This window comes from Paraconexibacter sp. AEG42_29, assembly GCF_040581415.1.
In the GTDB taxonomy this organism is placed as follows: domain Bacteria; phylum Actinomycetota; class Thermoleophilia; order Solirubrobacterales; family Solirubrobacteraceae; genus Paraconexibacter.
On record NZ_CP114014.1, the window covers coordinates 5,443,098 to 5,469,501 of the forward strand.

25 protein-coding genes are annotated in these 26,404 nt (G+C 73.1%); 17 read left to right on the forward strand and 8 right to left on the reverse strand.

What is annotated here, in order from left to right; all coding sequences use genetic code 11:
* Window positions 1-218: 218 nt before the first annotated feature.
* Window positions 219-1,475 (reverse strand): MFS transporter, encoded by a 1,257-nt coding sequence (locus tag DSM112329_RS25810; protein ID WP_354699445.1) that lies wholly within the window; start codon window positions 1,473-1,475, stop codon window positions 219-221.
* Window positions 1,476-1,548: 73 nt separating this feature from the next.
* Between DSM112329_RS25810 and DSM112329_RS25815 the strand changes: the two genes are divergently transcribed.
* Both DSM112329_RS25815 and DSM112329_RS25820 read left to right on the forward strand, forming a co-directional pair.
* Window positions 1,549-2,532, forward strand: coding sequence for a DJ-1/PfpI family protein (locus tag DSM112329_RS25815; RefSeq protein WP_354699446.1), 984 nt, complete (start codon window positions 1,549-1,551; stop codon window positions 2,530-2,532).
* Window positions 2,533-2,580: 48 nt separating this feature from the next.
* Window positions 2,581-3,606 (forward strand): LLM class flavin-dependent oxidoreductase, encoded by a 1,026-nt coding sequence (locus DSM112329_RS25820; RefSeq protein ID WP_354699447.1) that lies wholly within the window; start codon window positions 2,581-2,583, stop codon window positions 3,604-3,606.
* A gap of 48 nt (window positions 3,607-3,654) precedes the next feature.
* Here the strand turns inward: DSM112329_RS25820 and DSM112329_RS25825 are convergent, their stop codons facing one another.
* The 4 genes from DSM112329_RS25825 to DSM112329_RS25840 are packed head-to-tail and all read right to left on the reverse strand — an operon-like array spanning window position 3,655 to window position 7,282.
* Window positions 3,655-4,260: a response regulator transcription factor gene (locus DSM112329_RS25825; protein ID WP_354699448.1), complete on the reverse strand. Its 606-nt coding sequence runs from the start codon at window positions 4,258-4,260 to the stop codon at window positions 3,655-3,657.
* Window positions 4,257-5,483, reverse strand: a complete 1,227-nt coding sequence (locus DSM112329_RS25830) for a sensor histidine kinase (RefSeq protein ID WP_354699449.1) — start codon at window positions 5,481-5,483, stop codon at window positions 4,257-4,259. Before DSM112329_RS25830 ends, DSM112329_RS25825 begins: the two co-directional genes overlap by 4 nt.
* A 15-nt stretch (window positions 5,484-5,498) precedes the next feature.
* A complete protein-coding gene (locus tag DSM112329_RS25835; RefSeq protein WP_354699450.1) occupies window positions 5,499-6,338 on the reverse strand; it encodes an ABC transporter permease in 840 nt (279 codons plus the stop codon).
* Window positions 6,335-7,282, reverse strand: a complete 948-nt coding sequence (locus tag DSM112329_RS25840) for an ABC transporter ATP-binding protein (protein ID WP_354699451.1) — start codon at window positions 7,280-7,282, stop codon at window positions 6,335-6,337. The genes DSM112329_RS25835 and DSM112329_RS25840 overlap by 4 nt, the downstream gene beginning before the upstream one ends.
* A 135-nt stretch (window positions 7,283-7,417) precedes the next feature.
* On the opposite strand from DSM112329_RS25840, the gene DSM112329_RS25845 reads away from it, so the two are divergent.
* The 6 genes from DSM112329_RS25845 (at window position 7,418) to DSM112329_RS25870 (ending at window position 16,073) form a co-directional block, all read left to right on the forward strand.
* The gene (locus DSM112329_RS25845; RefSeq protein WP_354699452.1) at window positions 7,418-8,092 is read left to right on the forward strand and encodes a transglutaminase-like domain-containing protein; all 675 of its coding nucleotides are present in this window, start codon (window positions 7,418-7,420) and stop codon (window positions 8,090-8,092) included.
* Window positions 8,093-8,398: 306 nt separating this feature from the next.
* Complete coding sequence (locus DSM112329_RS25850) at window positions 8,399-9,079, forward strand: uracil-DNA glycosylase (protein ID WP_354699453.1); 681 nt, start codon at window positions 8,399-8,401, stop codon at window positions 9,077-9,079.
* Window positions 9,080-9,168: 89 nt separating this feature from the next.
* The gene (locus DSM112329_RS25855) at window positions 9,169-13,641 is read left to right on the forward strand and encodes a DEAD/DEAH box helicase (protein WP_354699454.1); all 4,473 of its coding nucleotides are present in this window, start codon (window positions 9,169-9,171) and stop codon (window positions 13,639-13,641) included.
* A 48-nt stretch (window positions 13,642-13,689) separates the two neighbouring features.
* Window positions 13,690-14,097, forward strand: a complete 408-nt coding sequence (locus DSM112329_RS25860; protein WP_354699455.1) for an NUDIX hydrolase — start codon at window positions 13,690-13,692, stop codon at window positions 14,095-14,097.
* A 42-nt stretch (window positions 14,098-14,139) separates the two neighbouring features.
* Window positions 14,140-15,048, forward strand: coding sequence for a hypothetical protein (locus tag DSM112329_RS25865; RefSeq protein ID WP_354699456.1), 909 nt, complete (start codon window positions 14,140-14,142; stop codon window positions 15,046-15,048).
* The gene (locus DSM112329_RS25870) at window positions 15,045-16,073 is read left to right on the forward strand and encodes a hypothetical protein (RefSeq protein ID WP_354699457.1); all 1,029 of its coding nucleotides are present in this window, start codon (window positions 15,045-15,047) and stop codon (window positions 16,071-16,073) included. The genes DSM112329_RS25865 and DSM112329_RS25870 overlap by 4 nt, the downstream gene beginning before the upstream one ends.
* A 30-nt stretch (window positions 16,074-16,103) precedes the next feature.
* Here DSM112329_RS25870 and DSM112329_RS25875 read toward each other — a convergent pair whose 3' ends face one another.
* Window positions 16,104-17,468, reverse strand: coding sequence for an FAD-linked oxidase C-terminal domain-containing protein (locus tag DSM112329_RS25875; protein WP_354699458.1), 1,365 nt, complete (start codon window positions 17,466-17,468; stop codon window positions 16,104-16,106).
* A gap of 52 nt (window positions 17,469-17,520) precedes the next feature.
* On the opposite strand from DSM112329_RS25875, the gene DSM112329_RS25880 reads away from it, so the two are divergent.
* Both DSM112329_RS25880 and DSM112329_RS25885 read left to right on the forward strand, forming a co-directional pair.
* Window positions 17,521-18,300, forward strand: a complete 780-nt coding sequence (locus tag DSM112329_RS25880; protein ID WP_354699459.1) for a DNA-formamidopyrimidine glycosylase family protein — start codon at window positions 17,521-17,523, stop codon at window positions 18,298-18,300.
* Window positions 18,288-19,013 (forward strand): glycerophosphodiester phosphodiesterase, encoded by a 726-nt coding sequence (locus tag DSM112329_RS25885; RefSeq protein ID WP_354699460.1) that lies wholly within the window; start codon window positions 18,288-18,290, stop codon window positions 19,011-19,013. Before DSM112329_RS25880 ends, DSM112329_RS25885 begins: the two co-directional genes overlap by 13 nt.
* Before the next feature lie 9 nt (window positions 19,014-19,022).
* Here the strand turns inward: DSM112329_RS25885 and DSM112329_RS25890 are convergent, their stop codons facing one another.
* Entirely contained in the window at window positions 19,023-19,544 is a 522-nt protein-coding gene (locus tag DSM112329_RS25890) for a hypothetical protein (RefSeq protein WP_354699461.1), read from the reverse strand.
* Window positions 19,545-19,638: 94 nt separating this feature from the next.
* Between DSM112329_RS25890 and DSM112329_RS25895 the strand changes: the two genes are divergently transcribed.
* From DSM112329_RS25895 to DSM112329_RS25915, 5 genes are all read left to right on the forward strand, one after another.
* A complete protein-coding gene (locus DSM112329_RS25895) occupies window positions 19,639-20,148 on the forward strand; it encodes a sigma-70 family RNA polymerase sigma factor (protein WP_354699462.1) in 510 nt (169 codons plus the stop codon).
* A complete protein-coding gene (locus DSM112329_RS25900; RefSeq protein WP_354699463.1) occupies window positions 20,148-21,470 on the forward strand; it encodes a DUF4349 domain-containing protein in 1,323 nt (440 codons plus the stop codon). The genes DSM112329_RS25895 and DSM112329_RS25900 overlap by 1 nt, the downstream gene beginning before the upstream one ends.
* A gap of 90 nt (window positions 21,471-21,560) precedes the next feature.
* On the forward strand, window positions 21,561-22,259 hold the full coding sequence (locus DSM112329_RS25905; RefSeq protein WP_354699464.1) for a Crp/Fnr family transcriptional regulator: 699 nt from the start codon (window positions 21,561-21,563) through the stop codon (window positions 22,257-22,259).
* Window positions 22,259-22,729, forward strand: coding sequence for an NUDIX domain-containing protein (locus DSM112329_RS25910; protein ID WP_354699465.1), 471 nt, complete (start codon window positions 22,259-22,261; stop codon window positions 22,727-22,729). The genes DSM112329_RS25905 and DSM112329_RS25910 overlap by 1 nt, the downstream gene beginning before the upstream one ends.
* 12 nt (window positions 22,730-22,741) lie before the next feature.
* Complete coding sequence (locus DSM112329_RS25915; RefSeq protein ID WP_354699466.1) at window positions 22,742-23,140, forward strand: ASCH domain-containing protein; 399 nt, start codon at window positions 22,742-22,744, stop codon at window positions 23,138-23,140.
* Here DSM112329_RS25915 and DSM112329_RS25920 read toward each other — a convergent pair.
* A complete protein-coding gene (locus DSM112329_RS25920) occupies window positions 23,137-24,126 on the reverse strand; it encodes a lipase (protein ID WP_354699467.1) in 990 nt (329 codons plus the stop codon). The two genes, DSM112329_RS25915 and DSM112329_RS25920, sit on opposite strands and share 4 nt — an antisense overlap.
* Window positions 24,127-24,435: 309 nt before the next feature.
* Here DSM112329_RS25920 and groES point away from each other — a divergent pair, with 309 nt between their 5' ends.
* Together groES and groL are read left to right on the forward strand one after the other, a co-directional pair.
* A complete protein-coding gene (gene groES, locus DSM112329_RS25925; RefSeq protein ID WP_354699468.1) occupies window positions 24,436-24,729 on the forward strand; it encodes a co-chaperone GroES in 294 nt (97 codons plus the stop codon).
* Between the two features lie 18 nt (window positions 24,730-24,747).
* A complete protein-coding gene (groL, locus tag DSM112329_RS25930) occupies window positions 24,748-26,367 on the forward strand; it encodes a chaperonin GroEL (protein WP_354699469.1) in 1,620 nt (539 codons plus the stop codon).
* The last annotated feature ends 37 nt before the right edge of the window (window positions 26,368-26,404 follow it).

A 26,404-nucleotide genomic window follows, 5' to 3' on the forward strand; every position in this document is an offset into this window, starting at 1 on the left:
GCGTGGGACGAGTGGTGGATCACACGGCTCCCGGCCCGGCAGAACGCCAGTGGCCGCTGCCGGGCGGGGCGGGTGGTGGATCGCACGGCTCCGAGCCCGGCGGAACGCCATCGGCCGCCGCCGGGCGGCGGCCCGGCATCAGACCCACCAGACCCTCCGCGCGTCGCGCGGACGGTTGCTTTCGCGCACCCGCCGGACCGCCACCCCGAGGGTCCTGCTCAGGCCGGGACGGCGGCCGCCGGCGTCAGGCGACGGCCGCTCGCCGTCGTGATCAGCAGCGCCGCCGCGAAGCACAGCAGCGCCGACACGAAGAAGACCCCGTCGTAGGAGCCCGACTGGTCGCGCGTGAAGCCCGCCGCCCAGGCCGCCATCGCGCCGCCCAGCTGGTGCGCGGCGAAGATCCAGCCGAACGCCACCGTGCCGACCTGACGACCGAAGCGCTTGGTCACGAGCGCGACCGTCGGGGGGACGGTGGCGATCCAGTCCAGGCCGTAGAAGACCGTGAACGCGAGCAGCGTCGGCCCCTCGACGGCGAGCGCGACCGGCAGGATCAGGAGCGAGACGCCGCGCCCGGTGTAGTAGACGATCAGCAGCTTGCCGGCGTCGTAGCGGTCGGTGAGCCACCCCGATCCGGTCGTCCCCACGATGTCCAGGACGCCCATCGCGGCCATGATCCCCGCGGCGTGCCCGGTGCTGATGCCGTGATCGTGGGCGGCCGGGATCAGGTGGACCGCGATCAGCCCGACCGTCGTCGCCCCGCAGACGAAGAACGACCCGGCCAGCGCGAGGAAGACGCGGTCGCGCATGACCTGCCGCAGGACGCCGACGGCCGAGGGGCGGGCGGGCGCATCGATCGCCGCCGCGAGTTCGGGCGTGCCGCCGTACGGTGCCTCGCCCTCGGCCGGCCCGTCGCGCATGAAGAGGACCGCGAGCACGAGGGCGACCACGGCCGCACCGCCGACCACGACCATGGTCCAGCGCCAGCCGTCGTCGATCAGCGCCGCCATCAGCGGCAGGAAGATCAGCTGCCCGGTCGAGTTGGCGGCAGTCAGGCCGCCCAGCACCAGCCCGCGCTTCTCGACGAACCAGCGCCCGCTGATCATGGCGGCGAGGACCGGCGCCACCGCGCCGGTGGCCGCGCCCGCGATGAGGCCCCAGACCAGGTACAGCTGCCACAGCTGGTTCACCTGCGTGATGAGCGCGGCGCTGACCCCGATGAGGATCAGCGCGATCGTCACCACGCGGGTGAGCCCGAAGCGCTCGGCGAAGCTCGCGGCGAACGGCGCGCTCAGCCCGAAGACGACGAGGTTCACCGACGCGGCCGTCGAGATCGCGGTGTGGTTCCAGCCGAACTCGTCCATCAGCGGGTCCATCAGGATGCCGAACGTCGCCCGGATCGCCGCCGATGCGAGCAGGACGACGAAGCCGGCGGCGGCGACGATCCAGGCACGGTGGAGGCGACGGGGATGCTTCATGCGCCCGACATCCTGCCGCATCACGGCAGAACAGACCAGTGGCGGAAACGACAATGTTCGCTAGGTTTCCGCCATGACCGATTCCGGCTGTCGCGTCGCCCTGTTGCTCCTGGAGCAGGTCGTCCTGCACGACGTGGGCTCGGCGACCCAGGTCTTCGGACCGCGAGTGTCGCGCCCGGAGCGGCCGGACCAGCAGTACGCGATGACGGTCTGCGGCGCGCGGCGGGGCACCGTCATGTCGACCTCCGGGATCCGCCTGTCCGTGGACGCCGGCCTCGAGGCGCTCGCCGACGCGGACCTGATCGTCGTCCCCGGCACGCTGCCTGCCGCGATCGCAGATGAGCACCGGACCTTCGCTGCCCTGCGCGCCGCGCACGCACGCGGCGCCCGCGTGATGTCGATCTGCACCGGCGCGTTCGTCCTCGCCCACGCGGGGCTGCTCGACGGCCGCCGCGCGACCACCCACTGGGGCTACTGCGACGAGCTCGCGGCGCGCTTCCCGCAGGTCGACGTGGACCCGGGCGTGCTGTACGTCGACGACGGGGACGTGCTGACCTCGGCCGGGCTCACCGCCGGGATGGACCTGTGCCTGCACGTCCTGCGCCAGCAGTTCGGGCCGGACACGGCGAACGGCGTGGCGCGGTGGAACGTGGTCGCGCCCCACCGGGACGGCGGCCAGGCGCAGTTCATCCAGCAGCCCGTCCCGAGGGTCGCCGACGGCGGGCTGGCGGCGACCCGCGCTTGGGCCCAGGAGCACCTGCAGGAGCCGCTCGACGTGGACGCGCTGGCCCGGCACGCGCACATGAGCGAGCGCACGTTCACGCGCCGGTTCCGCGCGGAGACGGGGCTCGCACCCAAGCAGTGGCTGCTCGCGCAGCGGGTCGCCCGCGCCCGCGAGCTGCTCGAGGGGACGGACCTCCCGATCGAAGCCGTCGCGACCGCCGCCGGGTTCGGCAGCGCGGCGAACCTGCGGCTGCACTTCCAGCGCGCGACCGCCACCCGGCCGACCGCCTACCGCGCGACGTTCCGCGACCGCGCGGCTGTCGCGGCCGCCTGACCCGCGCCGCCGCGATCACGGGCCGCGCACCCCGGGTACGGTCCGGTGATGCGAATCGGCGTGTCGACGGCGTACTGGCCCTGGATCACCCCGGACCGCCAGCTCGAGATCGGCGTCCTGGCCGACGAGCTCGGCCTGGACAGCGTCTGGTGCTCGGAGGCCTGGGGCCAGGACGCGGTGTCGATGCTCGGCCTGCTCGCAGGCCGCACCGAGCACGTCCGCCTCGGCACCGCGATCATGCAGATCCCCGCCCGGAAGGCGACCGCCACCGCGATGGCCGCGGCGTCGGTGGACGTCCTCTCCGGCGGCCGCATGATGCTCGGCCTCGGGCCGAGCGGCCCGCAGGTCTCCGAGGGCTGGTACGGCGAGCCGTTCGCCCGGCCCCTGGCCCGGACGCGCGCGTACGTGGAGACGGTCCGCACCGCGCTGGCCGGGGAGACGCTCCCGGTGCAGCTGCCGGAAGGCGAGTCCGGCACCGGGCTCGCCAAGGAGCTGCGGCTGCTGGCCCGCCCCGTCCAGCCGCGGATCCCGATCTACCTCGGCGCGACCTCGCCGAAGGGCATCGAGCAGTGCGGCCAGATCGCCGACGGCTGGATCGGGACGGTCGTCGACCCGCTGCAGCCGGCCCAGACGATCGACCTGGTGGTGGACGCCGTCGCCGCGGCGGGCCGGGAGCGGACGGCGTTCGACGTCGCGTGCCTGACGCCGACCGCGGTCGCCCCGACCGAGGCGCAGGCGCTGGACCTCGTCCGGCCGTGGGTCGCGTTCTACCTCGGCGCGATGGGCGCGAAGGACAAGAACTTCTACGTCGACCTCGCCGGGCGGTACGGCTACGCCGAGGCGGCCGGTCGCGTCCAGGACCTGTACCTCGCCGGCGACCGCGCGGGCGCCGCCGCGGCGCTCCCGGACGACCTGCTGCGCTCGGTCACGATCGCCTGCGACCCGGCAGGCCTTCCGTCCCGGCTGGCGGCGTTCGCGGACGCGGGTGTGGACACCCTGATCGCGGTCCCGGGCGGCGGGGACCTGGACACCGTCCGGGCGCTGGCGGCGGCCCGCGCCGGCGCCGCGGCCTGATTCGTCACACCCTCGGCCGCTGCCTCCGCCCGCGGGTGCGGCCCGGAGTCAGAGCCAGCCCTGGTCCTCGGCCATCCGCAGCGCGTCCGCCCGCGTGGGCGCGCCCAGCTTCTGCATCACCGCCGACAGGTGGTTGCGGGCGGTGCCGTGGGACAGGTGCAGGTCGGCGGCGATCTGCGCCGTCGTCCCGCCGTCGCGGACGCGGCGCAGGACCTCCTGCTCGCGGGGGGTCAGTGGGTTCTCGGGCGCGCTGAGCGCAGCGGCCGCCAGCCCGGGATCGACGACCCGCTCGCCCGCGATGACCCGCCGGATCGCCGCCGCGAGCTCAGCGGCGGGGGCATCCTTCAGCAGGAACGCGGATGCGCCCTCGGCCATCGCGCGGCGCAGGAACGCCGGTTTGCCGAAGGTCGTGACGATCACGACGCGCACCGCCGGCAGTTGGTCGTGCAGCAGCGCGGCCGCGTCGAGGCCGCTGCAGCCCGGCATCTCGATGTCCATGACGGCAACGTCGGGGGACGCCCCTCGAGCGGCGTCCAGGACCTCGTCGCCGCGTCCCACCTGGGCGACGACCTCCAGGTCCGGTTCCATCCCCAGCAGGCTCGCCAGGGCCCCGCGGACCAGCGCCTGGTCCTCGGCCAGCAGCACGCGGATCACGCCGGCGCTCCGTCCGCCCGCAGCGCGCCGACGGTCGGCGGGCCCGCGGCGCCGTCCACCCCGGCCGGCGGCGCGGCGGCGGCCGCCGCCGCCGTCAACGACACGCGCATCTCCAGCCGGAATCCGTGACCGTCGTCCACGGGACCGGCCAGCACCCGGCCGCCGAGCGCAGACGCCCGCTCGCGCAGGCCGGCCAGGCCGTTGCCCAGCGGGTCGGCCGCGGCGCCCCGGCGTCCCCGCCCGTCGTCCTCGATCGCGACCGACGCCACGTCCCCCTCGGCGTGCGCGTGGATCCGGCAGCGGCCGGCGCCGCTGTGCCGGATGACGTTCGTCGTCCCCTCCCGGACCGTCCAGGCCAGCACCGCCTCGACCTCCGCGGGCAGGGGAGCGTCCGGGAGCGCCACGTCGAGGCTCACCCCGGCGGCCTCCAGGGCCATCCGCGCGCCCTCGACCTCGGCGGCGAGCTCCGGCCGGCGGTAGCCGCTGACGGCCTCACGGACCTCGCGCAGCGCCTCGCGCGCCACGCCCTCGATCTCGTTGACGTGGGTCTGCGCCTCGTCGGCGCGGGCCGGCAGCAGCCGGCCGGCCAGCTCGGCCTTCAGCGCGATGACCGACAGCGAGTGACCGAGCAGGTCGTGCAGGTCCCGCGCGAAGCGCTCGCGCTCGGCGGCGACCGCGTGCTGCGCGAGCTCCGCGCGGGCCATGTGCAGGGCGACGTTCGACTCGGCCAGTCGTCGCATGCCCATCATCATCAGCCCGACGCCGAACGTGGAGGCACCGACACCGATCGCGTTCCCCGGGCCACCGGTCGACGAGGCCGCCGCGGCCACGCCGGTCAGCGCGAGCATCGACGGGATCCGCCAGACCTCCGGCAGCCGGGCGAGTCCGACGCAGAGCGCGGGGAAGAGGGTGCCCCACGACGACCGCTCCAGCAGCGTCAGCGCCGTCACGTCGGCCGTCAGGAACAGGAGCGCGGGCACGAGCCGCCGCGTCGGCGGGGCCGCTCCGGCGATGCCGCTGCGGAAGGCCTCGTAGCCGAGCCGCAGGTAGACGCCGAAGCCGAGCAGCGCCAGCGCGACGCGCCACGGCGAGGACTCGCTGCTCAGCAGGTCGACGACCGGCAGGAACAGGAGCGGGACCCACAGCAGCCGCGGCCACCAGCGGCGGTCGCGGTCCTGCAGTGCGCGTTCGGCCACGGCGCGTGAGTCGATCTGCTCGGTCATCGGGTCGGTCGGGGGTCAGTCCCGTGCGTTCAGGTTACGGATGGTCCGCCGCATGATGACCGCGCCGGCAACCGCCCAGACGGCGAGAACAGCCAGGTCGTGCCAGACGAGCCCCGCGCCCGTCGTGGCAGGATCGAAGGCGTGCTGCAGACCGTCCGCCAGCGGCCGCAGCGGGAAGGCCTTCGCGATGTCCTCGAGCCAGCCCGGCGCGCCGTCCAGCGGATAGAAGACGTTCGAGATGAAGGTGATCGGCAGCGTGATCATCGTCAGCACGCCCATGCCGCTCTCCGTGCTCGTGACGAGTCGCGAAGCACCGATGCCGAGCATCGTCATCGCGACGGACCCCAGCGCGAGGGTGATCAGGACCCCCGGCATGGTGTGCGTCGGGATGTGCGCCCCGAAGAGCGCCGTGCCGACGACCAGCAGGATCGCCGTGCTGATGACCATGACGAGGATCGTCGAGCCGACGATCCCGGCCACGTAGACCCAGGTCGGCAGCGGGGTGGTGCGCAGCCGCTTGAGGACGCCGCGCTCGCGCAGGGCGGTCATCGTCATCGCGGTCGAGTTGAAGGTCGTCAGCGTCACGGCGTAGGCGATGATGCCCGGGACGAAGAAGTCGATGAACGCGAGCCCGCCGCGGGTGTCGATGGTCTCGCCGGTGTTCAGCGAGCCGAAGATCGCGAGGAACATCAGCGGGAACGCGATCGACATGACCGCGGCCCGGCGGCTGCGCCAGAAGCTGCGCTGGGTGTAGCGGACCTGCCAGGCGGCGAGCCGCAGGTCGCGTCGCAGTGCACCCGTGCCGGGTCGGTGGGCGGCGACGTGCGACGACGACCGGGTGGCGGCGGCGTTCATGACGGGACCTCCTGGGTCGTGTCGGCGGGCTGCTCGGTGAGCCGTAGGTAGACGTCCTCGAGCGTCGGCTGCGCCACCGACAGCTGTCCGATCGCGACCCCGGCGTCGAGGGCCCAGCCGGTGATGGCGTGGGTCACCGCGAGGCCGGCCTGCGTCGTCACGTGGACGGCGCCGTCACCGGCGTCGCGGACGGTCGTCGTGCTGCCGCCGGGCAGGTCCGGCAGGCCGCCGAGCCCTGCGCCGGCAGGGAGCGTGAAGCGGATCTCCGTGGGGAGCGCGTCGCGGCCGCCGATCGACTCCGGCGACCCCTCGGCCACGAGGCGACCGCCGACCATCACGGCGATCCGGTCGGCCAGGTACTGCGCCTCGTCCATGAAGTGCGTCGTGAGGAAGACGGTCTTGCCGAGCCCGCAGAGCGCGCGGATGGTGCTCCACGCCTGCCGGCGGGCGTGGGGGTCGAAGCCGGTCGTGGGCTCGTCCAGGAACAGCAGGTCCGGGTCCCCGACCAGCCCGAGCGCGAGGTCCAGCCGGCGCCGCTGGCCGCCCGACAGGTCCCCGGCGCGGGTGTCGCGGCGCGCATCCAGCTGGACGAGGTCGATGAGCTCGTCCACCGGCCGCGGGCGCTCGTACCAGCGGCCGTACATCTCGACGAGCTCGGCGATCGTGAGCTCCTCCTGGATGCCGCCGGCCTGCAGGACGACGCCGATGCGCTCGCGCAACGAGCGCTCGGAGGCCGCCGGGTCGTGGCCCAGGACGCGGACGTGTCCGCTGTCGGCCAGGCGGTGACCTTCGAGGATCTCGGTGGTCGTCGACTTGCCGGCACCGTTGGGCCCGAGCAGGCAGAACACCTCGCCTGGGCTGACGGTGAAGCTCACGCCCGCGACGGCCTGCAGGTCGTCGTAGCGCTTGTGCAGATCGCGGACGTCGATGGCGGGTTCGGTCATGGTCCTGAAGCTACGCCGGTCCCGGACCCTCCGGAAGTGGCGGCCGTCCGGACCTCGGGGTGACACGTGTCATGGGCGTCTCACGTGCCTCGCACGGGACCCGACGAGCCGTCGCGGCCTGCGAACATGCGGCGCATGGCCCCGGTCCCTCCCTTCGCCGCGCTCGCGGCCTCGCCGGCGCCGGCCCTCGATCAGCTCGCGCTCGCACTGGCCGTCGAGCTGCGCCCGCCCGGGTCCGTCGACACGGCGCTCGTCATCGGGGCGCTCGACGCGCTCGGGGCCGAGCTGGGTGCGGTCACCGCGAGCCTGGAGCCGGGGGACGTGGTCGGCCAGACGCAGGCGCTGACCGCCCTGCTCGGCGTCGCGCACGGGTTCAGCGGCGACCGCGAGGACTACGACCACCCGGACCACTCGATGCTGGACCTCGTCCTGGAGCGGCGGCGCGGGCTGCCCATCCTCCTGTCCGTCGTCTACACCGAGGTGGCGCGGCGGGCGGAGATCCCGCTGGCCGGGGTGGGGCTGCCCGGCCACTTCGTCGTCGGGCACTTCGCCGCGGACCCGCCCGTGCTGCTGGACCCGTTCGGCGGCGGCGGCCGGCTGGGCCCGATCGGCGGCCCCGACGTGCGGCCCTGGACCCCGACCGAGGTCGCGATGCGGATGCTGAACAACCTCGTCGGCGCCTACCGGATGCGGCGCGACCTGCCGCGGGCGATCCAGTGCGCCGAACTGCGTCTGCACCTGCCGTCCGGGGGCGACATGCGCAAGACGCTCGCTGCCGAGCTGCGGTCGATGCAGGCACGCATGAACTGATCCGAGACCGCTTCAGGACCGGATGTCTTCTGCCGATGAGTAGTCTGGTAGAGCAACACGAAAGAGAGAAAGGAGGACCGCCATGCGCGTCCTCTGTGCGAAGTGCCTGCGGCAATGGGCCGCGGAGCGTGTCGCGGATCGCGCGAGCTGCCCCCACTGTGGTGGCGCTCTGCTGCACCGCTGATCCCGCCGGGCGGCCACTTAGGCGCCGCCGGCACCGGGTCTGACACCCACACGATCCAAAGCCCCGCTCGTTGAGACACGGCGGGGCTTTTGTCGTTCCGGGGTCTGGGTAGGTTCTCCGCCGTGCCCGCGTCCCGCCCCCTCGAGCAGATCATCGACCCGGGCTGGGCCCGTGCCCTGGAGCCCGTCGCCGACCAGATCGCGGCCATGGGGGACTTCCTGCGCGCCGAGGTCGCCGCGGGCCGCCCGTACCTTCCGGCGGGGAAGCACGTCCTGCGCGCCTTCGCGCAGCCGCTGGACGACGTCCGTGTCCTGATCATGGGCCAGGACCCATATCCGACCCCGGGGCATGCGGTCGGCCTGTCGTTCTCCGTCGCGCCCGACGTGCGGCCGATCCCCAAGAGCCTGGCCAACATCTACAGGGAGTACGGCGAGGACCTCGGGTTGCCGCTGCCGTCGAATGGCAACCTGTCCCCGTGGGCCGAGCAGGGCGTCGTCCTGCTGAACCGCTCGCTGACGGTCCGCCCGGGCGAGTCGAACTCGCATCAGGGCAAGGGCTGGGAGGCCGTGACCGAGCAGGCGATCCGCGCGCTGGCCGCCCGCCAAAAGCCGCTGGTCGCGATCCTCTGGGGCCGTAACGCGCGAAACCTGAAACCGCTGCTGGGGGACGTCCCGTGCATCGAGTCGGCCCACCCGAGCCCGCTCTCGGCGCACAACGGGTTCTTCGGCTCGCGGCCGTTCAGCCGCGCGAACGCGCTGCTGGCCGAGCAGGGGGCCGGCCCGGTCGACTGGCGCCTCCCCTGAAGGCCGAGCTGCGATGAGCGTCGACCTGGGTGTCGCGCGTCGCATCTCGGCGGGTATGGCGCTGGCGACCGGGGTAACTTGGAGGGGTCGTGCACGATTCCGCCCTGAAGGACTTCACCCCCCGGACCCGCGAGTGGTTCACGAGCGCGTTCGCCGGCGCGACCGAGGTCCAGCAGCAGGCCTGGCCGGCGATCGCGTCCGGCGCGCACACGCTGATCGCCGCGCCGACCGGCAGCGGCAAGACGCTCGCCGCGTTCCTCTGGGGGCTCGACGCGCTTGCCCGCGAGGAGAACCCCGGCCACACGCGGATCGTCTACGTCAGCCCCCTGAAGGCGCTCGCGTACGACGTCGACCGCAACCTCCGGGCGCCGCTCCGGGGCATCGGCGCCCAGGTCACCGTCGGCATCCGGACGGGCGACACCTCGCAGAAGGACCGCGCGCACATGAAGCGCCGGCCGCCGGACATCCTGATCACGACGCCGGAGTCGCTGTACCTCGTCCTGACGTCGCAGGCCCGCGACATGCTCAAGGGCGTCGAGGCGGTGATCGTGGACGAGATCCACGCGCTCGCGTCGACCAAGCGCGGCTCCCACTTCGCGCTCACGCTCGAACGCCTGCAGGCTCTGCAAGAGCCCGGTCACGAGGTCCAGCGCATCGGCCTGTCCGCCACCCAGAACCCGCTCGAGGAGGTCGGCCGCTACCTCGTGGGCCCACGCCGGACCTGCCGCCTGGTCGACGCCGGCGTGCGCAAGCCGCTGGACCTGAAGATCCACGTCCCGGTCGAGTCGATGGTGGAACCCGAGGCCCTCGACGAGCACGGCGAGCCGCGCGATCCGCTGGAGCCCGTCATCGGGGGCGAGGCCACGCGCAAGTCGATCTGGCCCGCGATCTACCCGGAGATCCTGAAGCTCGTCCTGGAGCACCAGTCGACGATCGTCTTCGTCAACAACCGCCGCGGCGCGGAGCGGCTGGCCCTGCGGCTGAACGAACTGCACCACGCGCAGCGCGTCGAGCAGGACGAGAACGCCGAGACGGAGACCATCGCCCGCGCCCACCACGGCTCGCTCGCCCGCGAGGAGCGCGAGTCCGTCGAGGAGCTCCTGAAGTCCGGCGGACTGCCGTGCCTGGTCGCGACCAGCAGCCTGGAGCTCGGCATCGACATGGGCGCCGTCGACCTGGTCCTGCAGGTCGAGTCGCCGAAGTCCGTCGCCCGCGGCCTGCAGCGCGTCGGTCGCGCCGGCCACGGCGTCGGGGACACGTCCAAGGGCCGGATCTTCCCGAAGTTCCGCGCCGACCTGCTCGAGTGCGCGGTCGTCGTCCGCCAGATGCGCGAGGGGAAGATCGAGCCGACGGTCGTCCCCCGCAACGCGCTCGACGTGCTCGCGCAGCAGATCGTCGCGATGGCGGCCGACGCCACCGACAACGACGGCGGCGGGGGTATGGCGGTCGACGACCTGCACGCGCTCGTCACCCGCACCCACTCGTACGGGGAGCTCAGCCGGGAGCTGCTCGAGAACGTCCTGGACATGCTCGACGGCCGCTACCCGTCGCAGGAGTTCGCCGAACTGCGCGCCCGCATCACGTGGGACCGCGTCGCCGGGACGATCCGCGCCCGCAAGGGCTCGCGGTCGCTGGCGATCGTCAACGCCGGCACGATTCCCGACCGCGGCCTGTACTCCGTCACCCTCCCCGACGGCCGCCGGGTCGGCGAGCTCGACGAGGAGATGGTCTACGAGGCGCGCCCCGGCCAGACGTTCCTGCTCGGCGCGTCGGCGTGGCGGATCGAGGAGATCCAGCGCGACCGCGTCCTCGTCACACCGGCCCCCGGTGCCCCCGGTGCGATCCCGTTCTGGAAGGGCGACAGCGTCGGCCGCCCGAAGGAGCTCGGGCAGGCGATCGGCGAGTTCGCGCGGACCGCCGTCGACGCCGACCCCAAGCAGCTCGAGGTCGACTACGACCTGGATCCGCGCGCGGCGCGCAACCTCGTCGACTACCTGCAGGAGCAGCAAGCCGCGACGCGCGTCGTCCCGTCCGACACGACGATCGTCGTCGAGCGCTTCCGGGACGAGATCGGCGACTGGCGCCTGTGCGTCCTGTCCCCCTACGGCGGCCGCGTGCACTCGGCCTGGGCGCTGGCGCTGAGCGCCCGCATCCGCGACGTCTACGGCCTCGAGTCGGACGCGATCTGGTCGGACGACGGGATCATCGTGCACCTCCCCGACGCGGATGAGCCCCCGGGCGTCGACCTCGTCATGGTCGACCCCGACGAGGTCCAGGAGCTGGTGGTCGCCGAGCTCGGGTCCTCCGCGCTGTTCGGCGCGCGTTTCCGCGAGAACGCCGGCCGCGCCCTGCTGATCCCGCGCGCCTACCCCGGCAAGCGCACGCCGCTGTGGCAGCAGCGGCTGAAGTCGCAGTCGCTGCTGGAGGTCGCCAAGCGGTACAGCGAGTTCCCGATCATCCTGGAGACCTACCGCGAGTGCCTGCGGGACGTCCTGGACGTCCCGGGCCTGACGGACCTGCTGCGCGCGCTCCACTCCCGCGACCTGAACCTCGTCGAGGTGGAGACGCAGACCGCGTCGCCGTTCGCCAGCAGCCTGCTGTTCGACTACGTCGCGACGTACATGTACGAGGGGGACACGCCGAACGCGGAGCGCCGCGCTGCCGCCCTGTCCCTGAACAAGGACCTGCTGGCCGAGCTGCTCGGGCAGGAGGAGCTGCGCGACCTGATCGACGCCGACGCGTTGGACATGGTCGAGGCCGACCTGCAGCACACGTCGGACCGGACGAAGGTGGCGACCACCGACGACCTCGGGGACATGCTGCGCCGCGTCGGCGACCTATCGGACGCCGAGATCGCGGTCCGCACGATCGCGGGCGTCGACCCCACCGACCTGACCGCCCGCCTCAGCGCCGAGCGCCGCGCGGTCCAGGTCCGCATCGCCGGCGAGCCGCGCTGGATCGCCGCGGACGACGTCGGCCTGTACCGCGACGCGCTGGGGACCGTCCCGCCCGGCGGCCTGCCGGCGACGTTCCTGGAGGACGTCCCCGATCCGCTGCGGCGGCTGACGGCCCGCTACGCCGCGACGCACGGCCCGTTCACCACCGCCGAGCTGCGCGCCCGCTACCTGGTCGACCCGACCAGCGCGCTCAAGGAGCTCGAGGCGGCCGGCGCCATCGTCCGCGGCGAGCTGCGCCCGGGCGGCTCCGAGCGCGAGTGGTGCGACGCCGACGTCCTGCGGCGCCTGCGCCGCGCGTCGCTCGCGGTGCTGCGCAAGGAGATCGAGGCGGCGGACCCGGCGCAGCTCGCGCGCTTCGCCCCGTCGTGGCAGGGCGTCGACCGCCATCCGCCGGCCGGTGCCGGCATCGATCGCTTGCGCGAGGTGCTGATCCCGCTGCAGGGCCTGGCGCTGCCGGTCGCGGTCTGGGAGCAGGACGTCCTGCCGCGCCGCTGCGGCGCGTACTCGCCCGCGTGGCTGGACCAGCTGTGCGCGTCCGGGGAGCTCGTCTGGGCCGGCGCCGGTGCGGTGGGCCGGTCGAGCGGACGGGTCGCGCTGTGGTTCCGGGACGACGCGGAGGCGATCGGGCCGGTGCTCGTGAAGGGCGATCCACCGTCGTCCGAGGCGCACGAGCAGGTCCGCGACCGGCTCGCGAAGGCCCCGTGCTTCTTCACCGACCTGCTCGGCGAGCTGCCCCTGGTCCCCGAGGAGCTCCAGGAGGCGCTGTGGGACCTCGTGTGGGCCGGCGAGGTCACGAACGACGCCTGGGCGCCCCTGCGCGCCCCGCGGCTCGCCCTGGCCAAGGCGACGCAGCAGCGCGACCGGGCCACGACGCGTCCAGGCCGGCGGTTCGGCGGCTCCACGCGGCGCTCGACGGGTGCCGCTGCCCAGGTGAGCGGGCGCTGGTCGCTCACCTCGACGATCTTCCGGCACGCCGCCGCGCCCGACCAACAGCGGCGCACGGTCGCCGAGCTGCTGCTCGAGCGCCACGGCATCGTCACCCGCGAGACCGTCCTCGGGGAGGGCGTCCCCGGCGGCTTCAGCGCGCTCTACCCCGCGTTCGCGGATCTCGAGACGCTCGGCGTCTGCCGCCGCGGCTACTTCATCGAGGGCCTCGGCGGCGCGCAGTTCGCCCTGCCCGGCGCCGTCGAGCGGCTGCGCGCGCAGAAGGACCGCGACGCCACCGCGATCGTCCTGGCGGCGACCGACCCCGCCCAGGCGTACGGCGCAGCGCTGAAGTGGCCGGCGCGAGAGGAGGCGCAGACCACCGCGCCGTCCCGCAGACCCTCCCGCGTTCCCGGCGCCCACGTCGTCACCGTCGGCGGCGACCCCGTCCTGTACGTCGAGCGCAGCGGCAAGGGCCTGCAGACGCTCACGGACGACCCATCCGACGAGCGCATCCCGGGCGCGATCGACGCGCTGGCGACGTACGTCCGCGGCGGTCGTGGCCGCAAGCTCGCCGTCGAGCGGGTCGACGGCGAGGACGTCATCGGCTCCCCGTTCGAGGCGCTGCTGGTCGAGCACGGCTTCCGCCAGGGCCCGACGAAGCTCACCCTCAGTGCGTAGCCAACCCGCGCCGCGCCTCCCGTACAGCGCGCTAGGCTGCGCGCCACGTTGTCCGCGTTCCCGCGACATGTCCAGGCCGCCGGCGGGGTGATCCTCGCCGCCGGGAAGGTGTGCGTCATCCACCGCCCCGATTACGAGGACTGGTCGCTGCCGAAGGGCAAGCTCGACGAGGGTGAGTCGCACGAGGACGCCGCGCTGCGCGAGGTTCACGAGGAGACGGGGCTGCGCTGCACCCTCGGCGCCGAGCTGTCCCCGCAGCAGTACGTCGACCGCAAGGGCCGCCCGAAGACGGTCCGCTGGTGGGCGATGGCGGTCGTCGACGACGAGGGCCTGACGCCAAGCGACGAGGTCGACGAGCGCCGCTGGATCCCGGTCGCCGAGGCGGAGGCGCTGCTCGACTACGAGCACGACCGCGCCCTGGTCCGCGAGGCACTCGCGTCCGCGGACCGGGCCTGAGCCGCGCTTCAAGCACACCGCTCGGCGGCCGATCACCGGCCCATGAGCCCACAGCACGCGGCCGGCACCGAGCTCACCGTCCTGGACGGCACGATCGAGCCGCTCCGCGCCGTCGCCGCCCCCAACGTCGACCCGGTGATCGAGCAGCTCCGCGAGCGGCTGCGCAGCCTCGACAACACCTGCCTGGCCGGCCTGCAGGAGGGACTGACCCGGATGGTCGTCGGCGACCACAGCTTCAGCGCCGAGCCCGGCACCGAGCCGATCTACGACGACTCCCCCGACCCCAACGTCCGGGCCCTGGTCGACATCTTCAACTCGATGCTGCAGCGCAGCCAGGAGGCCCTCGGCGCATACGAGCAGCTGCGTATCCGGCTCGCCGACGCCCTGGGCGAGCAGTCGTGCCTGCCCGAGCTCACCGGACGGCTGCACAGCCTGGAGGAGAACTGCCTCACCGACCTGGACGAGGGACTGCAGGCCGTCGTCGACGGCGACCTCACCCGCAGTGCACGCCCGGTCACCCTGCCGCTGACCCCGGCCCCCGACCGCCGCCTCGGTGAGCTCGGCACGTCCTTCAACCAGATGCTCGCGCGCTCGCGCACGGCCCTTCACAGCTACGACACGATGCGCGAGGACCTCCGCAGCGCCCTCGGGGACACCTCGTGCCTCGACGAGCTGCGCGCCAAGCTCTACAGCCTGCACCGGCACTGCCTCCGCGATCTCGACGAGGGCCTGGAGGCGGTCAGCTCCGGCACCGCGCTGACGCGGGCGGTCGGGCCCGTTACCACCCCGCTGGTCGGACCGACCGAGGAGGCGGACATCGGGGAGCTCGCCGAGGTGTTCAACCGCATGCTCGCCCGCACGCAGTCGACACTCGCCCACTACGACGAGCTGCGCCGGCGCGCCTACATCGGCGTCGCCCCGACCCACCACCCCGGCGGCCCCCGCCCGTGACGCAGGCGCCCGCCACGCTGCACGAGGACGCCGAGCGCTTCGCACAGCTGCTGGAGCGCCGGGACCGCCGCGCCTGCATCGCCGCCGCGGTCGGCCTGATCGACGACGGCCTGAGCGTCGCCGACTTCGTCCTCGGCGTGCTGGCCCCCGCACTCGCACGGCTCTCGGACGGGATGTGGCATCGCGGCGAGTGGACGGCCGCCTACCAGCAGAGCGCCGTCGAGATCGCCGACACCCTGCTGGCCGTCACCGCCGCCCGGGCGCAGCCGGGGACCGCCGACGGCCGCCTCGTGGTCTGCGTCGCCGAGCGCGACAGCCAGAACCTCCCCGCGCGGATGCTGTGCGAGCTCCTGCGGGCCGAGGGCTTCACCGTTGCGTTCCTCGGGACGCCGACCATGACCGCGGGGGTCGCGCGCATGCTCGGGCAGATGCCGGCGGACGCGCTGGTGCTGTCGTGCTCGGTCCCGGTCAACCTGCCGGCCACCGTCCCCCTCATCGAGGCCGCCCACGACGCGGGCGTCCCCGTGCTGGCCGCAGGCCGCGGTTTCGGCGAGGACGACGTGCGCGCCACCTGCCTCGGGGCGGACTGCCTCACCCCGCGGATCGATGCCGTCCGCAGCGCCGTCGAGCGCCTCCGCCAGACTCCGGCACCGCTCGCGGCGTCGACCGCCGAACGCGTGCAGGCCCAGGAGATCCTGGCCATCCGCGCACCGCTGACCGAGCAGCTCGCCGAACAGGTGGAGTACCGCAGCGGCCACCTGCTCGCGCGCGGCCCGCGGTCACGCAACGCGCTGCGCGACGACCTCGACGCCGTGCTCGGCTGGCTCGCCGCGGCGGTCCTGTGCGACGAGCGGATCCTGGTCGAGCACGTCGAGGGCCTCGCTGCGCGCGGTCGCCACCGCCGGCAGGACCCGCGCATCGTCACCACCATGCTCAGGACCGTGGAGGACCGCCTGGCGTTCGACGTGCCGGCCGCGGCCGCGCCGCTCGCCGCCGCTCAGGGCGTCATGCGCCTGGCCGGCTGACGCCGGGCGGCACACCGCCGGGAGCCGCGCTCAGGGCGTCTTCTTGCCGGGGTTGAAGAGGCCCGCGGGGTCGAGCGCGAGCTTGATCGCACGGTGCGCCGCGACGGCCGCCGGGGCCCACTGCTTGGACAGCTGCCCGCGCTTGAGCCAGCCCAGCCCGTGCTCGCCGCTGACGGTTCCCCCGAGCGACACGGCCAGGTCGAAGAGCTCCTCGGTCGCGACCTCGGCCCGGGCGAGCTGCGCACCGTCGCCCGGGGTCAGCAGGAAGGTCGAGTGCAGGTTGCCGTCGCCCGCATGCCCCCAGGAGCACGCGTCGAGGCCGTGGCGCAGGCCGATCTCCACCGTCCCCGCGATGCCCTCGGCGAGGCGATCGAGGGGGACGCCGATGTCCTCTGACAGCTTGCCGCCCTGGACGGCCGTCACCGCGATGCCGACCCCGTCCCGCCAGCGCCACAGCTCCTTCGGCTCGTGCGGACGTGCCCCAGGACCAAGCGCCTCCAGGAGCTCCGCGACGTCGTCCGGCCCGCCGTCCGCCTCGCAGATGACCAGGAACTGCGCGTCACCGGGCAGCCCGCCGGGGAACGACGCGCCGGCGGCCGCCAGGGCACCGGCGTCGAGGTACTCGATCGTGGCAGGGACCGTGCCCGACGCCAGCACCGCCTCGATCGCGGCGCAGCCCGCGTCGATGGTGGGGTAGGCGGCGGCGACCGGCACCGGCGCATGGACGGGTGCCGGGATCAGCCGCAGCCACGCCGCGGTGACGATGCCGAGCGTCCCCTCGCTGCCGGTGAGCAGGCCGACCAGGTCGTAGCCCGCGACGTCCTTGCGCGTCGGCCCGCCGACCGACACGAGCTCCCCCGGGGCCAGGACGGCCTCGAGCCCGGTCACCCACGCGCGGGTCACGCCGTACTTGAAGCAGTGCGGGCCGCCGGCGTTCGTGGCGATGTTGCCGCCGATCTGCGAGGCCTCGGCCGCCCCCGGGTCGACCGGGAAGAAGAGCCCGTTCTCGCGCGCGTGCCGGGCCAGCGTCTGGGTCGTCACCCCGGCCTCGACGTTGATCCGCCACAGGCCGGGGTCGAACGACCGGATGCGGTCCAGCCGGTCCAGCGCGACGACGACCGTCCCCTCGGGCCCGGCCAGCTCCGGCACGGGCGCCGGCGTGGCACCGCCCGAGTAGCCCGTCCCGCCGCCGCGCGGGACGATCGCGACCCCGCGCTCGTAGCACCAGGCCACGACCGCGGCGACCTGCTCGGCGTCGCGCGGGAGGACGACGGCGTCGGCGTGCCCGCGCAGCCCCATCGCGATCGAGGCGTCCTGGGTCCACTCGGGTGCCGGCGGGGCGGGATGGCCGAGGACGTACTGGTCGCCCACGATCCGTGCGAGGTCCGATCGCATTCGGGGAACGTACCCTTCACGGCGCGCGTGCCCCTTCGCGCCCGACCTCGCGATGCCCGAAGGCGACACCATCCACTATGCGGCCAACCGGATCCGCCCCGTCCTGGAGGGCGTGGTCCCGGACGAGCTCCGCACGCCCCACCCGCGTTTCGGGCGTGACCGCTGGCCCGCCCGCCTGGCCGACCGCGCGGTCACCGGCGTCGACGCCCACGGCAAGCACCTGTTCCTGCGCTTCGACGGGGACCTCGTCATCCACTCCCACCTGCGGATGACCGGGTCGTGGGGCGTGCACCCGGTCGGCCAGCGCTGGAAGCGCGCGCCCCGTCGCGCCTGGCTCGTGGTCCGCGCCGGTGACGTGGAGGTCGTCCAGTTCGACGGCCCGATCCTCGAGCTCATGACCGCCGCCCGCGCCCGCGGGGACCGCCGCCTCGCGCTCCTCGGCCCGGACATCCTGGCCCCCGACGCGTTCGACGAGCGGCGCTTCCTGCGGCGCCTGCGGGAGGACGACCCCACCCGCACCATCGGCGACGCGCTCCTGGACCAGCGCACGGTGGCCGGGCTGGGGACGGTCTGGCGGACCGAGGCCTGCTGGGCGGCCCGCATCGACCCGCACCGCACGACCGCGAGCGTCCCCGACGACCTGGTGCTGGAAGGAGTTCGGGACGTGCGCCCGCGCATGCAGCTCAGCGCGAGGACCGGCACCGAGGCACGCGAGCGCTCCTGCTACGGCCTGCGCGGGCGTCCGTGCTCGCGCTGCGGCACGAAGATCCGCAGCGGCCACCTCGGGGACGACAACCGGCCCGTATTCTGGTGTCCCGGATGCCAGACCTGAAGACCACGGACGGCCGCGTGCTCCGCGTCGGCCACAAGGGCGCGGACCTCATCGCGCCCGGCAACACCCCGGCCTCGTTCGACGCCGCGTTGGCCGCCGGCGTCGACATGATCGAGTTCGACGTCCTGCCCGAGCACCGCGACGGGACCGGCGAGCTCTACCTCGCCCACGACTACAACCACGTCGCCGGCGCCCCGACCCTGGCGGACGGGCTCGCGCACCTGGCCTCGGCGCCGTTCGACGGCCTGCGCCTCGACGTCGACCTCAAGCTGCCGGGCTACGAGGACCGCGTCTGCGCCGCCCTGCGGGACGCCGGCCTGGCCGAGCGCACCCTGATCTCCACGATGGAGGAGGCGTCGCTACCGCGGGTCCGCGCCGCCGCCCCCGAGATCCGGCTCGGCTGGTCGGTGCCGAAGGTCCGCCGCAACTACCTCGCGCACCCGGTCACCAAGCCGCTCGCGCTCGCCGCCGCGACCGCCGCCCGGCGGCAGATCCCGCGCCGCGCCGCCGCGAAGGTCCGCGCCGGGGAGATCGACGCGGTGATGTCGCACTGGGCGCTCGTCAGCCCCGCCTTCGCCCGCGCGATCCAGCGCGCAGGAGCGGAGCTCTACGTGTGGACCGTCGACGAGCTGGCGCTGCTGCGGCGCCTGGAGGCGATCCCCGGCGTCACCGGGATCATCTCCAACGACCCGCGCCTGTTCGACGCGGACTGACGGCCGGGTCTACTTCGTGACGGAGCAGGTCGCGGCGCTGAACCCACTCGGGTCCGCGCCGGCGGTGCTGCCGCGCTTGCCGGACGTGCTCATCCGGGCGCGCTTGACGACCTCGGTGCCCTCGCGCCACTCGAACGTCACAGCGCCTCTGAGCTTGAAGGAGCCGGTCTGCGGGGGGACCACGGTGAAGTTGCGCCCGGTCTGACGGCGCTGATACTTCGCCGAGCCGACGTCGATCCAGCCGCTGTCCCCGGCGTCGCCGATGTTGTGCCACTTCTTGTCCTCGGCGGACAGGTACTGCAGCTGGAAGCGCATGTACATCTCCTGCTTGCGGATGCCGTTGCCGGGCATCGAACCGCGGATCCCGATGGTGTCGGGGTGGTCCGCGGTGTCGCAGACGTTGACCGTGGCCCACAGGAGACGGTTCGGCTTCGCCTTCTTCGCGGCCGCCCCCCCGCTGACGGGCGCGACCGCGAGCGCGGTCAGCAGCACCATGAACGCGGCGATGAGGGTTGCGAAGCGGCGCGGCACACCGGCAGGGTAGCGGGCGCCCAGCGGACGCTGAAATCCGTTTGTGATGGACCGCTCACCGCGGCGTAGTGGACGTATGGGCGACACCTTGACCATGGCTCTACCAGCCCCGAACACCGCCGCCGTCGCGTTCGATGCGCTCTACCGTTCGTGCGTGGACGACGTCCACGCCTACGCGTGGTCGCTCCTACGGGACCGTGCGGCGGCCGAAGACGTCACGGCGCTCGCGTTCGAGCGCGCGTACCGGAAGCGAGGCAGATTCGACCCCTCCAAGGGGACCGAGCGCGCCTGGATCTTCGGGATCGCGCGCAACGCCGCGCTCGACGAGCTGCGGCGACGGCGCAGGACGGCGACGCTGGTCACCGATCCTGAGGACCCGGCCGCCGCCGCTGCCGTCAGCGACTCCGGCGAGGCCGCCGAGCGCCGCGCGACGGTGCAGATGGCGCTCGCGACGCTCGATCCCCGTGACCGCGAGCTCGTCGCCCTCAAGTTCCACGCCGGGCTGTCCAACGCCGAGATCGCCGAGGTCCTCGGCGTCTCCGAATCCAACGCGGGCACCAAGGTGCACCGTGCCGTCACCAAGCTCCGGGAGGCCTGCGCCTGATGTCCCGCCACCAGCCCCACACCGATCACGACCTGGACCCGACGATCGCCGCCGAGCTCGACGCGCTCGAGGCCGCCCTCGCCGGCACGCCGTCCGCCGACCCTGAGCTGCTCGCGCTCGTCGCCGCCGTTCGCGAGGACGCCGTCCCGCCCACCATGGCCTTCCGCCAGGACCTCGACGAGCAGGTCGCCGCCGGGTTTCCCCGGCGGCGCAGCGCCCGGTCCGTCCCCACCTGGCTGTGGGCACGCCGTGCGATCGCGGGTCCCGCCGCCGCGGTCGCCGCGTCGGCGCTGATCGCGCTGGTCGTGGTCGCGGGCGGGAGCGACAACGGGACGGTGTCGTCGCTGTCCGCACGGCAGGACAGCACCGTGTCGGAGACCGAGTCCTCTGCCGCCGCCACGACCGCCACGTCGGCACCGTCGACGTCCGCTCCCGGCGATTCGGCGGGTGGCGGCACGGCGGCCGACAGCGACGCCTTCTCCGAGCCCCAGGCCAATCAGCTCAAGCCCGGCACAGCGGGCGAGGACGCCGCTCGCCAGTCCGCTCCGTCACCGTCGACCGTCGCCCCGAGCGCCGGCGTGGCGGTCCCGCCGAGCGCCCCGAAGCCGGTCGTCCCCGGCCGCGACCGCAAGGTCGAGCGCTCCACCCAGCTGGCGCTGCGGACCAACGCCCGCAGCCTGCAGCGCGTGTCCGACGGCGTCGTCCGTGTGACGCAGACCGCCGGCGGCGTGGTGCAGCAGTCGAGCGTCGACGCGACGGACCGCGGCGGCACCTCGGACTTCACGCTCACCGTCCCCTCGGGGAAGGCCGACCTCGTCGTGACGCGGCTGAGCAAGCTCGCCCACGTCGCCTCCATGAGCCAGGCCACGAACGACATCACCGCCGGGTTCGTCAACTTCGAGGACCAGCTCAGCGACGCCCGTGCCGAGCGCGCGGCGCTGCTCAAGGCCCTGAAGGGCGCGAAGACCGAGGAGGGGATCGCGCGCCTGAAGTCCCGCATCGTGGCCAACCGCGACGAGATCGCCCGCCTCAAGGGCCAGCTCGCCGGCCTGAAGAACCGCGCGGACAACGTCACGCTCTCGGTCACCGTGACCGCCAGCGGCGGCGCCGTGCCGAAGTCCGACAACGGCGAGGACGAGGGCGGCGCCTGGTCGCCCGCCGACGCTGCGGGCGACGCGCTCCGCGTCCTCGAGGTCGCGGCCGGCGTGATGCTCATCGCCCTCGCGGTGATGGTCCCGCTCGGCGTGATCACGCTTCCGGCCTGGTTCGGAGCCCGCGCCGCCCGGCGGCGCCGTCGCGAGCAGGCCCTCGACCCGGCCTGATCGCCAGGCGCGCCGCATCTACCGCACCCCGGCCCCGGGAACCACGTTCCCGGGGCCTGACGGCGCGGCCGGTGTGGTAGGAAGAGGGCTGTGGGATCGGGTGACACGACAGAAGCCAGCGCGCTGCTGGCCAAGGTGCCGGTGTTCGAGGCGCTCGAGCCGGACGACCTGGACCGCGTCGCCCGTGTCGCCGTCGCGCGCCGCTTCGCCACCCAGCAGGTGATCTTCCGCGAGGGCGACACGAGCGACACCTGCTACGTCGTGCGCTCCGGCCACGCCCGTGCCGTCCGCGAGCACACCGACGGCCGCGCGATCGCGCTCGCGCACTTCGGCCCGGGCGACATCTTCGGCGAGCTCGCGATGTTCGACGACGAGCGCCGGTCGGCGACGGTCGAGACGCTCGACGACGTCGACGCGATCGCGATCGCCGGCCAGGACATGCGCCGGCTGCTGCGCGACCACCCCGACATCGCGGTCAAGCTCGTCATCGCGCTCGGCCGCCGGATGCGCGAGGCCAACGAGCGCCTCACCCGCCAGTCGTTCCAGACCGTCCAGAGCCGTGTCGCCGGGGTCCTCGGCCAGCTCGTCGAGCAGGCCCGTGCGGAAGGGGCGGAGGACCGCGACGTCCTCGTCACCATCACGCAGGCCGACATCGCGCAGCTCGCCGGCTCCAGCCGGGAATCCGCCAGCCGCTTCCTCGCCGTCCTCGAGCGGGCGAACGTCGTCACCCAGGGACGTGGCCGCATCACCGTGCACGACCCGGCGGCGCTCGCGAACTACATCTACTGATGGCGGCGTCCCGCGCAGCGGAACCCGAGTTCTCGGCGGGCGGCGTCGTCCTCCGGGACGACCCCGCGGCCGCGGGCGGCAAGGGGCCGTTCCGGTGCGTCGTGATCGTCCCCACGCGCCGGGCCGCCGACGGCAGCAAGGTCCTGGCCCTGCCGAAGGGGCACCCGGACCCCGGGGAGAGCGCCCTCGACGGCGCCCTGCGCGAGGTCCGCGAGGAGGCCGGCATCGTCGCGGAGCTGATCGCCGAGCTCGGGGACGTCCGGTATTTCTACATGCGCGACGGGCGGCGGATCGCCAAGGTCGTGCGGTTCTTCCTGATGCGCGCGGCGTCCGGCGACATCGCCGACCACGACCACGAGGTCGAGGCTGCGCGCTGGGTCACGCTCGAGGAGGCGGCGGCCAGCCTCAGCTACGCCGGTGAGCGCGAAGTCGTCCGCAAGGCACTGTTGTACCTGCAGCCAAACGGATAGGGTCCGCTCCACATGCAGGTGCTGAACTTCTACTCGACGATCTTCGCGGACCAGCTCAAGCGTGGCCGCAAGACGGCCACGATCCGCCTTGGCGACAAGTCGCACAAGTACAAGAAGAACCAGGCGGTGCTGGTCACGATCGGCTATCAGCACTCGCCCCGGGAGAAGATCTTCGACGCGGTCATCGACCAGGTCGAGGTCAAGCGCGTCCGGGACCTCTCCCCGCGCGACATCGAGCACGACAACCCGGAGTTTCGGCGCGTCGAGGAGATGATCCACTTCCTCGAGCAGATCTACGGCAAGTCCGTGACGCTCGACGACCTCGTCACCGTGGTCCGCTTCTCGCAGATCATCGACAACCCGCCGACGGTCACCGAGCGCCTGCGCGGGATCGGCGGCGCCCAGAACTAGCCGGACGCCCGACTGCGTCGGGGTTCGGCCGGGAGAAGCGACTTCGTCGCTCTCCCCGCCCGCGGGCAGACTCGCCTGTCGGCGTAGCAGCGCAGCGGCGGCTCGGTCAGCGTCGCCGGGACCTTGCCCGCACCCTGCGCGGCGGACGCCGCCGCCAGGACGCCACCGAGGTAGTCCATCCCGGGGATCAGCGGCTGCGCGCAGCCGGCCTTCCCCACCCGCCGCGAGTCGGCAGGCCCGTCGTGCGTCAGCGCGTCCGCGGTGAGCGCATAGGCGACCGGGCTGAGCGTCGGGGTGAAGACGTGGCTGAAGGGGTCCTGCGCGCAGATGTCCTGGGTGATCACGTTGACGATCCGGCCCCGCCCGGTGGTGAGCGCGCCGGAGGTGATCGGCTGGACGGTCTCGTCGTGACGCGTGGAGATCGTCGTGTAGTCGATGCCGGCGAACGTCTCCGCCCCTGCGTTCAGACGGGTGATGAAGCGCGAGTGGGCCAGCTGCTGTCGCAGGGCGGGGACGCATGCCCCCGGGCAGGCGTTCGCGGTCGTCCCGTGGTTCGACGGGACGATGCCCACGAGCTCGCCGACCAGCTTGCGCGTCGACGGCCAGAACCGCAGCATCCAGCGCGGCAGCATCCCGCCCTGGCTCCCGCCGACGATCGCGATCCGCCGGCCGCCGGACCGCGCCGCGAGCGCCCGCGTCGCCGCGACGACGTACTCGACGTTGTCCTGCAGGTCGCCCGACGCACGGGACGGGATCTCGATCGCGCACCAGGGGATCCCGAGGCGGTCGAGCGCCGGCACGTAGCCCCAGCTCCAGCTCTCCGAGCGCGTCACGTTCGTGCCGTGCACCAGGAGGACGGGCGGATGGCGACTGCGGGCGGCGTCGCCGTGGCACTGTTGGGCGGCGGCCAGCCTCACGGCCGGCGCGCGCAGCGCCGGCTCAACGGCGGCCTTCGCCGCCGCGGCCGCGGCGGGTGTTGCGAGCATCGCCGCCGCGACGCACGCCGTCGTGATCGGACGCCGCAATACGGATCGCGCACCTGCCAGGCCCATGAACACGGATGTTCGCACGATTCGCGACGACTCGTTTCTGCCTGCACACGGCCGTTTTCACCGGGTCATCACCGGATCGGCTGTCCGCTCTCCTACACTGGTCACCAGCTGGCACTCTCGCGTAGGGAGTGCCAACGCCGGTTGACATCTGCGTGGACCACACGTAGATTCGACAGACGTTGGCACTCGCGCCCGTCGAGTGCCAGATCGATTCGCACCCATTCCGACGGAGGTAGTTCCTACATGAACCTCAAGCCCCTCGGCGATCGTCTGATCGTCAAGGCCATCGAAGAGGAGCAGACGACCGCGAGCGGTCTCGTCCTCCCCGACACGGCCAAGGAGAAGCCGCAGAAGGGCAAGGTCCTCGCCGCGGGCGACGGCCGCTGGGACGAAGACGGCGAGAAGCGCATCCCCCTCGATGTCGCCGCCGGCGACACCGTCCTGTACTCCAAGTACGGCGGCACCGAGATCAAGGTCGACGGCGAGGACCTCCTGGTCCTCCGCGAGTCCGACGTCCTCGCCAAGATCGACGACTGAACCAAAGGAACTTAGAACATGGCTCATAAGGAACTGAAGTACGGCGCGGAGGCTCGCGCCTCCCTCGAGGCCGGCGTCGACGCCGTCGCGAACGCCGTCAAGGTCACGCTTGGCCCCAAGGGCCGCTACGTCGTCCTGGACAAGAAGTTCGGCGCCCCCACGATCACGAACGACGGCGTCACCATCGCCCGTGAGATCGAGGTCGAGGACGTCTTCCAGAACCAGGGCGCGCAGCTCGTCCGCGAGGTCGCCACGGCGACCAACGACGTCGCCGGCGACGGCACCACGACGGCCACGGTCCTCGCCCAGGCGATCGTCCGCCAGGGTCTGAAGAACGTTGCCGCGGGTGCCAACCCGCTCGCGCTCAAGCGCGGCATCGAGAAGGCCGTCGACGAGGTCGTCGCCGCCATCGCCAAGCAGTCCAAGGAGATCTCCTCCAAGGACCAGATCGCTCGCGTCGCGACGATCTCCGCCGGTGATGAGGACATCGGAGACGTCATCGCCGACGCCATCGACAAGGTCGGCAAGGACGGCGTCGTGAACGTCGAGGAGGGCCAGACGTTCGGCATGGACCTCGAGTTCACCGAGGGCATGCAGTTCGACAAGGGCTACATCTCGCCCTACATGGTCACCGACCAGGAGCGCATGGAGGCGACGCTCGAGGACCCGTACATCCTCATCGCCAACTCGAAGATCGGCGCCGTCCGCGACGTGCTCCCCGTGCTCGAGGCCGTCATCCAGTCCGGCAAGCCGCTGCTGATCATCGCCGAGGACGTCGAGGGCGAGGCCCTCGCGACGCTCGTCGTGAACAAGCTGCGTGGCACCTTCACCGGTGTCGCCGTCAAGGCGCCGGGCTTCGGCGACCGTCGTAAGCGCATGCTCGAGGACATCGCGATCCTCACCGGCGGCGAGGTCATCACCGAGGACATGGGCCTCAAGCTGGAGAACACCACGGTGTCGCAGCTCGGCCGTGCCCGTCGCGTCGTCGTGTCCAAGGACACGACCACGATCGTCGACGGCAACGGCGAGGCCGCGGCCATCAAGGGCCGCATCAACCAGATCAAGGCCGAGGTCGAGAACACCGACTCCGACTTCGATCGGGAGAAGCTGCAGGAGCGCCTCGCGAAGCTCTCCGGCGGTGTCGCGGTCGTCAAGGTCGGCGCCGCCACCGAGACGGAGATGAAGGAGAAGAAGCACCGTGTCGAGGACGCCCTCCAGGCGACCCGCGCGGCGCTGGAAGAGGGCATCGTCCCCGGCGGTGGCGTGACGCTGCTGCGCACGGCCGACGCCATCGACCCCGAGACGTACGAGGGTGACGAGAAGACGGGCGCGAAGATCATCAAGCGCGCGCTCGAGGAGCCGCTCCGTCAGATCGCCGAGAACGCCGGCCTCGAGGGCTCGGTCGTCGTCAACGACGTCCGCAAATCCAAGAAGGGCAACGGCCTCAACGCGGCCGACGGCACGATCATCGACCTCGTCGCGGCCGGGATCATCGATCCCGCCATGGTGACGCGCTCTGCCCTGCAGAACGCGGCGTCGATCGCGAAGAACATCCTGACCACCGAGGCCATCGTCTGCGAGATCGAGGACGAGGGTTCGGGCGGCGGCGGCATGCCGGACATGTCCGGGATGATGTAGGCCTCAAGGCCCGACTTCGTCGGGCCTAGAGCCTTGG